The organism is Actinomadura montaniterrae (assembly GCF_008923365.1).
GTDB lineage: Bacteria > Actinomycetota > Actinomycetes > Streptosporangiales > Streptosporangiaceae > Spirillospora > Spirillospora montaniterrae.
The window spans coordinates 19652-29296 of record NZ_WBMR01000119.1 but is presented as its reverse complement, the minus strand read 5'-3'; the positions used below and the strand labels follow the sequence as shown (position 1 = coordinate 29296).

The 9645-nt window shown below is 76.9% G+C and carries 10 protein-coding genes; 3 read left to right on the top strand and 7 right to left on the bottom strand.

Features of this window, described 5'->3' with window-relative positions:
• Positions 1–356: ABATE domain-containing protein (locus F9B16_RS31540; RefSeq protein WP_151543854.1), on the bottom strand; the 356-nt coding region annotated here is incomplete at its 3' end.
• Positions 357–442: 86 nt separating this feature from the next.
• Here F9B16_RS31540 and F9B16_RS31535 point away from each other — a divergent pair.
• Positions 443–1423, top strand: a complete 981-nt coding sequence (locus F9B16_RS31535) for a DMT family transporter (RefSeq protein WP_225992105.1) — start codon at positions 443–445, stop codon at positions 1421–1423.
• Between the two features lie 60 nt (positions 1424–1483).
• Here F9B16_RS31535 and F9B16_RS31530 read toward each other — a convergent pair whose 3' ends face one another.
• The 4 genes from F9B16_RS31530 to F9B16_RS31515 form a co-directional block, all read right to left on the bottom strand.
• Entirely contained in the window at positions 1484–2260 is a 777-nt protein-coding gene (locus F9B16_RS31530; protein ID WP_151543853.1) for a methylated-DNA--[protein]-cysteine S-methyltransferase, read from the bottom strand.
• Positions 2257–2919 (bottom strand): RNA polymerase sigma factor, encoded by a 663-nt coding sequence (locus F9B16_RS31525; RefSeq protein WP_225992104.1) that lies wholly within the window; start codon positions 2917–2919, stop codon positions 2257–2259. Before F9B16_RS31525 ends, F9B16_RS31530 begins: the two co-directional genes overlap by 4 nt.
• 76 nt (positions 2920–2995) lie before the next feature.
• Positions 2996–3661, bottom strand: coding sequence for a response regulator (locus tag F9B16_RS31520; protein WP_151543852.1), 666 nt, complete (start codon positions 3659–3661; stop codon positions 2996–2998).
• Positions 3658–5085 carry a sensor histidine kinase gene (locus F9B16_RS31515; protein ID WP_225992103.1) on the bottom strand — a complete coding sequence of 476 codons (1428 nt, stop codon included), beginning with the start codon at positions 5083–5085 and terminating at the stop codon, positions 3658–3660. The genes F9B16_RS31520 and F9B16_RS31515 overlap by 4 nt, the downstream gene beginning before the upstream one ends.
• A gap of 70 nt (positions 5086–5155) precedes the next feature.
• Here F9B16_RS31515 and F9B16_RS31510 point away from each other — a divergent pair, with 70 nt between their 5' ends.
• Together F9B16_RS31510 and F9B16_RS31505 are read left to right on the top strand one after the other, a co-directional pair.
• Positions 5156–7006 (top strand): sensor histidine kinase, encoded by a 1851-nt coding sequence (locus F9B16_RS31510; protein ID WP_225992102.1) that lies wholly within the window; start codon positions 5156–5158, stop codon positions 7004–7006.
• A complete protein-coding gene (locus F9B16_RS31505) occupies positions 7003–7665 on the top strand; it encodes a response regulator (RefSeq protein ID WP_151543851.1) in 663 nt (220 codons plus the stop codon). The genes F9B16_RS31510 and F9B16_RS31505 overlap by 4 nt, the downstream gene beginning before the upstream one ends.
• Before the next feature lie 79 nt (positions 7666–7744).
• Here the strand turns inward: F9B16_RS31505 and F9B16_RS31500 are convergent, their stop codons facing one another.
• Together F9B16_RS31500 and F9B16_RS31495 are read right to left on the bottom strand one after the other, a co-directional pair.
• Complete coding sequence (locus F9B16_RS31500) at positions 7745–8551, bottom strand: ABC transporter permease (RefSeq protein WP_151543850.1); 807 nt, start codon at positions 8549–8551, stop codon at positions 7745–7747.
• Positions 8551–9498: an ATP-binding cassette domain-containing protein gene (locus F9B16_RS31495; RefSeq protein ID WP_151543849.1), complete on the bottom strand. Its 948-nt coding sequence runs from the start codon at positions 9496–9498 to the stop codon at positions 8551–8553. Before F9B16_RS31495 ends, F9B16_RS31500 begins: the two co-directional genes overlap by 1 nt.
• Positions 9499–9645: the final 147 nt, after the last annotated feature.

The following is a 9645-nucleotide window of genomic DNA, read 5'->3' as shown; positions in this document are numbered from 1 at the left end:
GCCGCGGCCAGGACGGCGGCCGCGTCGCCGTCGCGGTGCACGGCGCCGTCGCCGGTGAGGCGCGGGACGGGCGGCGGGGCGGCGGCGCGCCGGTTGATCAGGTCGCGGTCGTCGTCGGCGGGGGGTTCGCCGTGCAGGACGGCGGTGGCGGCGCGGTAGATCGCCTCGCGCAGGCCGACGGCGGCGGCGAGGTCGGCGGCGCTCACCGGGGGCGGGTCGGTGACCAGCCCGGCGGCGACGCTCCAGCGGGCGAGGTGCTCGGGGGCGGTGAGCAGGTCGCGGCGGTCGGCGCGGCGGTGCTGGACGGTCCCGGCGAGGTCGAGGGCGAGGTCGCCGGACAGGAAGGTGAACTCCATCCCTCCACAATAACCACCTTGACAGGTTACGGACGGCGGTCCGAGGATGAATAACCGTCATAACCGGTTACTCAGGGAGGTGTCCCATGGTGGTCCAGCGCACCGAGGACGCCCCGCCCCGGGGCACCGCGCCCGCCCGACCGGACAACCCGACGGCCCCCCGGGCGGGCACGCGGACGGCGGCGCCGGGGGAGCGGACCGGCACCCGCACCGGCGGCGGCCGCGCGGGAGCGGCGGCGATGCCCGCGGTGTTCGTCCTGCTGTGGAGCAGCGCGTTCATCGCCGGCGTGATCGGCGTGGACGCCGCCCCGCCGCTGCTGCTGATCTTCGCGCGGTTCACCGCCGCCGGGATCCTGCTGGCCGGCTACGCGGTCGCCGTCCGCGCGCCGTGGCCGCGGGGCCGCGCCCTGGCGCACCTGGCGGTGTCGGGACTGCTGATCCAGGCCGTCCAGTTCGGCGCCCTCTACAGCGCCCTGGCGATGGGCCTGCCCGCCGGCGTCGTCGCGCTCGTCCAGGGACTGAACCCGGTCGTGATCGCGCTGCTGGCGGCGCGGGTGCTGGGGGAGCGGATCAGCGGACGGCAGTGGGCCGGGTTCGCGCTCGGCGCCGCCGGGGTCGTGCTGGCCGTCGCCGACCGCGTCGCGTTCTCGCCCCTCGGCGTGGTCCTGTCGCTGGTCGGCCTTCTCGGGCTCAGCCTCGGCACGCTCTACCAGAAGCGGCACGTCCCCGACATGGACGTGCGGACCGGCACCGCCGTGCAGTTCCTGGTCGCCGCGCCGCCGCTGGGCGCGCTGTCGCTGCTCACCGAGACGCCCGCCGTCGCGCACTGGGGCGCGTTCGGCGCCGCGCTCGCCTGGATGGTGCTGGTCAACTCCATCGGGGTGTTCCTGCTGCTGAACACGATGCTGCGCCGCTCGGCCGCCTCGAGCGTCGCCGCGCTGTTCTTCCTCACCCCGTCGGTCACCGCGGTGCTGGCGTGGGCGGCGATCGGGCAGGCGCTGGACCCGCTCGCCGTCGCCGGCCTGGTCCTCGGCGGCGCCGGTGTCCTGCTCGCCGGCCGCCGCTGACCCCCGCCCGGCCAGACCCCCGCCCGGCCGGGCCGCCGCGGGGCGGGGGGCCGGGGCCGGTCAGGCGGGGAACGGGTCGGGGCCCTCAGGACGGCAGTGCCGGCACGGCCGGTACCCCGCGGCCCGCGCGGCGGCCAGGTCCCGGAACCCGCGCCGGTGCGACGGCGCGATCCGGCGGGCGTCGGCGCAGGTCGGGAAGCACACGATCCCGGTGGTGTCGCTGCCGACCAGCCGCACCCCCCGCCGCGCCATGCCGGCGACCTCGTCCACGTCGACGTCCTCGGCGCGCAGCAGCCGCTCCTTGGCCGCCGCCCCGAACACGTACTCGCCCAGCGACCCGTCCGACCGGGTCACCCGATGGCAGGGGATCAGCAGCGGCACCGGGTTGCGGCCCAGCGCCGACCCGACCGCCCGCACCGCCTTCGGACGCCCCGCGCGCCGCGCCACCCACGCGTACGGGCGGGTCTGCCCGCGCGGGATCGTCGCCGCGGCCCGCAGCACCGCCGCCTCGAACCCGCTCAGCCCGCGCAGGTCCAGCGGCAGGTCGCCGAGCCGCCCCGTCCGCAGCGCCGGCACCAGCCCGGCGGGCGGCGCGTCGGCGGGCAGCAGCGGCCGCGCGAACCGCTCCCGGAACGCGGCGGTGAACTCCTCCTCGTCCAGCCCGGCCCGCAGGTACGCCACACCGCGGTCGGTGAACGCCACCCGCAGGCGCTCCAGCGGGCCGTCCACCTCGACGCGGCGCGCGGCGATCCGGTCCAGCAGCGCGGGCGGCGCGTCGGCGGCGAGCCCGGCCAGGCCCTCCAGCAGCGCGTCGGACGCGGGATCGATGCCGCTCATCGGGCACCCCCTCCTTCCTGATCGTGGTGCAGGCGGCGCAGGCGCGCCAGGCCGCGCGACACGTGCGACTTCACGGTGCCCTCCGGCACCCCCATCACCTCCGCGATCTCCGCGACCGGAAGGTCGGTGACGTGCCGCAGCACCACCGCGGCGCGCTGCGCGGCCGGCAGCTCGGCCAGCAGCCCCGCCAGCTCCCGCCCGGTCTCGTGCCGCGCCGCCGCGTCCTCCACGCCCTCGGCGGGGTCGGGCGGGTCCGGCGCGTCCTCCAGCGGCCCCGGCGGCGGCTTGCGCGCCGCCGTCCGCAGCCCGTTGCGCCACACGTTCGTCAGGATCGTCAGCAGCCACGCCCGCGGCCGCAGGTCCGCGATCCGCTCCGGCCCGTACCCGCACAGCGCCCGGTAGGCGCGCAGGAACGCCTCGGCGGACAGGTCCTCGGCCTCCGCCCACCGGCCGCACAGCCGCAGCGCGGTGGAGAACACCGGCCCCCGGTACGCCTCGTACATCACCGCGAACCCGCCGTCCAGGTCGCCGGACAGCGCGGCGACGACCCGCGCGCCCGCCGCGTCGCCCCCGCACCCCGCGCCCGCGGGGTCCCCGGCGGCGGCGCCCTCGGCGGGCGCTCCGGCGGGCCGGATCGAAACCTCGTCGGTAACCGTCACATCCCCTTCAACACCGCCGCCGCCCGGCCCGTTGCACCACCGCGGCCGCTCCGGCGGGGGCGCGCTCGGGCGGGGGTCAGCCGAGCCAGCCGGGACGGATCATCCCCGACTCGTAGGCCAGCACCACCAGCTGCGCCCGGTCCCGCGCCCCCAGCTTCGCCAGGATACGGCTGACGTGCGTCTTCGCCGTCGCCGGCGACAGCACCAGCCGCTCGGCGATCTCCTCGTTCGACAGGCCCTGCGCGACCAGCTCCAGCACCTCCCGCTCCCGCGCCGTCAGCGCGTCCAGCTCCACCGCCGGCGGCGGCGCGGTGATCCGGGACGCGAACTCGGCGATCAGCCGCCGCGTCACCGCCGGCGCCAGCAGCGCGTCGCCGCGCGCCACCACGCGCACCCCGTGGATCAGCTCCGGCGGCTCGGTGTCCTTCACCAGGAACCCGCTCGCCCCCGCCTTGATCGCCCCGTACACGTAGTCGTCCAGGTCGAACGTCGTCAGGATCACCACCTTGACGGCGGCCAGCGCGGGGTCGGTCACGATCCGGCGGGTCGCCTCCAGCCCGTCCAGCACCGGCATCCGCACGTCCATCAGCACCACGTCCGGGCGCAGCTCGCGCGCCAGCCGCACCGCCCGTTCACCGTCCCCGGCCTCGGCGACGATCTCGATGTCGTCCTCGCCCTCCAGGATCGACCGGAACCCGGCCCGTACGAGCGTCTGGTCGTCGGCCAGCGCCACCCGGATCACGTGTCCTCCCGCATCGCCCGTCCCGGCCTGCCGTCCGCCACCTGTTCTCCCGCTCCCTCGTCGTGCCCCCGCCGGCCGGCGGGGGGCTCCAGCGGCAGGCGGGCCCGCACCCGGAACCCGCCGTCCGGGCCCGGCCCCGCGGTCAGCTCGCCGCCGACCGCCACGGCCCGCTCCCGCATGCCGCGCAGCCCATTTCCGCGCAGGCCGTCGCCGCGCACCGGCCCGTCCGGATCGGCGGACGCCGCGGATCCGCCGGGCGGGCCCGCACCATCATCGTCGATCTGCACGATCACCGCGTCCGCGGTGCACCGCACCTCCACCGTCACCGTCCCCGCGCCCGCATGGCGGACGACGTTGGTCAGCGCCTCCTGCACGATCCGGTACCCGGCCAGCCCGACCGGTGCCGGCACCGCCGCCAGCGGCCCGCCGCCCTCACCACCACCGGCCCCGGCGGTGTCAGCTTCGGTGGCGGTGGCGAGGTCGCCGGCGCGCCGCACCCGCAGGCCCGCCGCCGCCGTCCGCTCCAGCAGCTCACCGACCCGCGCCAGCGACGGCACCGGCTCCACCGGCCCGCCGTCCCCGCCGGGCCCGTCGACCTGCCGCAGCACCCCCAGCACCCCGCGCAGCTCCCGCAGCGTCTGCCGGCTCGCCGCCTTGATCGCCTCCAGCGCCGCGTACGCCCGCGCCGGATCGTCGCGGCGGTGCAGCGCCGCACCCGCCTGCACGTTGATCAGCGAGATCTGGTGCGCCAGGACGTCGTGCAGCTCCCGCGCGATCCGCAGCCGCTCCTGCGCCGCCCGCCGCAGCGCCTCCTCCTCCCGGCCCCGCTCGGCCGCGGCGGCGCGCCGCTCGGCCTCCTCCACCCGGATCCGCCGCCCCCGCACGTACTGCCCGACCGCGACCGTCAGCAGCAGCGCCACCGTCAGCGACGCCACACCGCGCGCGTCCACCACCGCGTTCGGGTCGTCGCGGCCCCCGCCGCCCCGCAGCGCCGACGCGGTCAGGAACCCCGCGTTCACCGCGATCACCGCGCCGAGCGGCACCGCCGGCCGGCACTCCACCGCCGCGTTGAACAGCGCCACCAGGAACACGAACGCGATCGGCCCGTCCGGATACCCCAGCGGGTAGTACAGCGGCGGCACCGCCGTCGCCACCACCAGCAGCAGCACCGGATGCCGGCGCCGCCACACCAGCGCCAGCGTCGTCACCGCGATCAGCGCCAGCCCGCCCGGCCACAGCGGACGGTCCCCGGGCTTGGCGGCGACCGCGCTCATCACCCACGTGACCACCAGCGCCGCCACCGCCGGCACCACCTCGCCGGCCCGGCCGTGCGTCCACCGGCGCGTCCACTCCGCGCGGCCCCGCCCGAACCACGTCCGCGGCGGCGGGGCGGGCCGCCCGGGGCGCGGCGAGGGCACGGTCACCCGCCCCACGGTAGCGGCCCCTGACTTTCGGCAGTATCACCGCAGATCACCGGCTTGTACCGTGGTCCGGGTGAACGACCCGGCCACCACCGTCCCGCGGCGCCCGGGGGAGCGGGACGCGGGGGAGCGGAGCACGGCCCCCCTCGTCGCCTCGCCCGGCGCCCGCCCCCGCAGCGCCATCGCCATCGCCGCCGCACGCGCGATCCGCGCGGTCCGTGCTGAGGCCCGCGCCGCCGTCCACCGCCCCCGCCGATCCCTGCTGGTCAAGGACATCGTGCTGTGGGCGGTGCTGGCGCTGCCCGTCGCGTTCGACCTGGTCTCCCCGCTCGAGCCGGCCGCCCCGTACTGGTGGCTGCGGATCGCCGGCCTCGGCGCCCTGGCCGCCGCCGTCGCGATCTCCCGGACCCGCCCGACCGCCGCGCTGCTCACCGCCACCGCGCTGATCGCCGTGCACGGCAACTTCGCGTTCGCGATGCCCGTCATGTCCTACCTGACCGGGCTGCGGACGCCCCGCGCCCGCCCGGTGCTGTGGGGATTCACCGCCGTGTTCGCCGCCGGCACCCTGATCAACATCGTCCGCGGCATCGACGTCACCACCTGGTTCCCCCTCACCCTGTGGCTGGTGCTGCTCGGCGTGCTGCCCTGGCTCGTCGGCCGCTACTGGCAGCAGTACCAGGAACTCCTGCACGCCGGCTGGGAACGCGCCGACCGCCTGGAGCGCGAGCAGCGCATCACCGCCGAACGCGAACGGCTGCGCGAACGCGCCCGCATCGCCCAGGACATGCACGACTCCCTCGGCCACGAACTCGCCCTCATCGCCGTCCGCGCCGGCGCCCTGCAGGTCGCCCCCGGCCTCGACGACCGCCACCGCGCCGCCGCCGCCGAACTGCGCGCGGGCGCCGCCGACGCCACCGAGCACCTCCGCGAGATCATCGGGGTCCTCCGCGACGACACCGCCCGCCGCGCCGCGGCGGGGGAGACCACCGGGCCCGGCGGGACCGAACCCGCCGCCCGGCCCGTCCACGAAAGCGTCCACGACCTCGTCGAACGCGCCCGCGCCTCCGGCGTCCCCGTCCGCCTGGACACCGCCGCCGGGCCCGCCCCCGGCCACCTCCCGCCCATGATCGCGCTCGCCGCGCACCGGATCGTGCAGGAGGCCATCACCAACGCCGCCAAGCACGCGCCAGGCGCCCCGATCACCGTCACCCTCGCCCGCCGCACCCCCGCCCCGGACAGCGGCGGCGCCGATGACGACGCGCCGGCCGCGATCATCGTCACCGTCGCCAACGACGCCCCGCCCGCCGGGCCCGCCCTCCTCCCGCCCGGCGGCGGCCACGGCCTCACCGGCCTCACCGAACGCGCCCGCCTCGCCGGCGGCACCCTGCACGCCGCACCCGCCCCCGGCGGCGGCTTCACCGTCCGCGCCGTCCTCCCCGAGACCCCGCCGCCCGGCCCCCGCCCCCTGAACACCCCGGGCCCCCACGACGCCCCGGCCGCCGCTGGCGGCGGGCCCTCGGAATCGGCACGGCACCTGGAACGCGAACGCCGCCACGTCCGCCGCGGACTCATCACCGCCATCGCCGTCCCCGCCGCCCTCATCGCCGCCCTCGGCGCCGTCATGCTCGGCTACTACACCTACGCCACCCTCAACTCCGTCCTGCCGCCCGACGACTACGCCGCCCTGCGCGTCGGCGACACCCGCGCCCACATCGAGCAACTGCTCCCGCCCATGCAGGCCACCGAGGCCAGCGGCGTCCGCGCCCGCGTCCCCGAACCGCCCGGCGCCCACTGCCGCTACTACCGCCCCACCGCCGACCTGCTCGGCACAGGCCACCTCTACCGCCTGTGCTTCACCGGCGGACGCCTCACCGACAAGAACGCCTACAGCACCGCCGACCCCGCCACGAAAGGCCCCGAGTGATCCGCGTCCTGCTCGCCGACGACGAGACCATGATCCGCGCGGGAGTCCGCGCCATCCTGTCCGCCGACCCCGGCATCGACGTCGTCGCCGAGGCCGGCGACGGCCGCGAGGCCGTCGACCTCGCCCTCGCCCACCACCCCGACGTCGCGCTCCTCGACATCCGCATGCCCCGCATGGACGGCCTCACCGCCGCCGACGAGCTGCGCCGCGCCGCCCCCGCCACCGCCGTCGCCATCCTCACCACCTTCGGCGAGGACGACTACATCGCCCGCGCCCTGTCCGGCGGCGCCAGCGGCTTCCTGCTCAAGTCCGGCGACCCCCACGAGCTCATCGCCGGCGTCCGCGCCGTCGCCGCCGGCGCCGCGTTCCTGTCGCCCAAGGTCGCCCACCGCGTCATCACCGAGCTGTCCGGCGGACGCATGGCCGCCGGCGCCGCCGCCCGCCGCCGCACCGCCGGGCTCACCCCCCGCGAACGCCAGGTCCTCGCCCTGCTCGGCGCCGGCCTGTCCAACGCCGAGATCGCCGACCGCCTCCACGTCGTCGAAGGCACCGTCAAGGCCTACGTCAGCGCCATCCTCACCCGCCTGGACGTCAGGAACCGCGTCCAGGCCGCCGTCCTCGCCCACGAGGCCGGGCTCGTCGGCGACCCCGCCCCCTGACACCCTCGACGACCACCAGCGGGGCCGCCGCACCGCGATCACGGTACGGCGGCCCCTGGTCCGCATCCGGGGGGGACGGTCAGGCGTCGCGGCGCCGCAGCACCAGCACCCCGCCCCACAACGCCGCCACCGTCCACGCCGCCAGGATCGCCGCCCCGGCCCCCGCCGGGTACGGGCCGTCACCGTTCATCAGGTACCGGCCCGCCGTGCTCGGCAACGCGTCCGCCACATGCCGCCCCATCGCCGAACCCGCGTTCACCAGCAGCATCGGCACCACCAGCAGGAACAGGAACGCCGTCGTCAACGTGCCCGCCGTGCTGCGCAGCATCGCCCCGATCCCGAGCACCAGCAGGCTCACCAGCGCCAGATACACGCCCATCTGCAGCGCGTCGTCGACGGCCACCACCGCACGGAACCGGCCCCACCCGCCCAGCACCGGACCCGCCACCGCCGTCCCCACCGCCCCCAGCACCGCGCCCGCCGGCAGCATCACCGCCGCCAGCACCACCGCCTTGGACGCCAGCATCCGCCCCCGCCGCGGCACCCACTGCAGCGTCGACCGGATGCTCCCCGTCGCGTACTCACCGGTGATCACCAGGATCGCCACCGCCACCACCACGAACTGCACCAGGTCCAGCGACGCGACCGCGACCCCGCTCACCGGCACCACCCCCTGATCGTCCGAGGCGATCTCGTTGGTGTTGTTCGACACCGTCGACGACGCCAGGACCAGCGACATCAGCCCCATCAACGCGGCCGAGCCCGCAAGGCCCCACCACGTCGACCGCACCGACCACAGCTTCGTCCACTCCGCCGCCACCGCCCCCGGCAGCCCGCCACCGGCCCGCTCCCCGCCACGCGCCCGCGTCCGCACCGTCGCCGCCATCACGCCTCCACCGCCGCCGCGCCGGCGCCGTACTCCACGCTCGCCCCCGTCAACTCCATATAGGCCTCCTCCAGCGACGCCTTCTCCTCGCTCAGCTCCAGCAGCGGAACCCCCGCCTCGAACGCCAGCCACCCGACCCGGTCCACCGGCATCCCCGTCACCACCAGCTCCTCCGCCGACACCCGCACCACCTCCACACCTCCACGCGTCTCCGCTGCCCGCGGCGCCTCCGCCCGCACGCGCGCCGCCAGCTCCGCCGCCCGCGGACTGCGCACCCGCACCGAGTTCCGCGAACTCGCCGCGATCACCTCCGCCACCGGCGCGTCCGCGATCAGCCGCCCCCTCCCGATCACCACCAGCCGGTCCGCCGTCAGCTGCATCTCGCTCATCAGATGCGACGACACGAACACCGTCCGGCCCTCCGCCGCCAGCGACCGCATCAACCGCCGCACCCACAGCACCCCGTCCGGATCCAGCCCGTTCACCGGCTCGTCGAACAGCAGCACCCCCGGATCGCCCAGCAGCGCACCCGCGATCCCGAGCCGCTGCCCCATCCCCAGCGAGAACGACCCCGCCCGCTTCCCGGCCACCCCCTCCAGACCGACCAGCGCCAGCACCTCCTCCACCCGCCCCGCCGCGATCCCGTTGCTGCGCGCCATCGCCAGCAGATGCCGCCGCGCCGACCGCCCCGGATGCACCGCCTTCGCCTCCAGCAGCGCCCCCACCTCACGCAGCGGATGCCGGAACTCCCCGTACCGGCGGCCGCCCACCAGCGCCGCCCCCGCACTCGGACGATCCAGCCCCACGATCATCCGCATCGTCGTCGACTTCCCCGCCCCGTTCGGCCCGAGGAACCCCGTCACCTTCCCCGCCGCCACCTCCAGCGAAAGGCCGTCCACCGCCGTCCTGTCCCCGTACCGCTTCGTCAGACCACGCAACGCGATCATCACACCGTCCCTCCGGCTCGACGCCCCGACACCGCCAGAACCTAGGCGGCGGGGGAGCGGCCCCACAGTGCCCGAACGTCGCACCCCGACCCCCTACTTTCGGCAGGGAACCCGCACCGGCCCGGACGAAACGAAACGGGCCGCCCC

What these genes read in the sequence shown, in the direction of transcription:
- F9B16_RS31535 (WP_225992105.1), top strand. Translation starts at nt 443, where the DNA reads ATGGTGGTCCAGCGCACCGAGGACGCCCCGCCCCGGGGCACCGCGCCC.
- F9B16_RS31530 (WP_151543853.1), bottom strand. Translation starts at nt 2,260, where the DNA reads ATGAGCGGCATCGATCCCGCGTCCGACGCGCTGCTGGAGGGCCTGGCC.
- F9B16_RS31500 (WP_151543850.1), bottom strand. Translation starts at nt 8,551, where the DNA reads ATGGCGGCGACGGTGCGGACGCGGGCGCGTGGCGGGGAGCGGGCCGGT.
- F9B16_RS31495 (WP_151543849.1), bottom strand. Translation starts at nt 9,498, where the DNA reads ATGATCGCGTTGCGTGGTCTGACGAAGCGGTACGGGGACAGGACGGCG.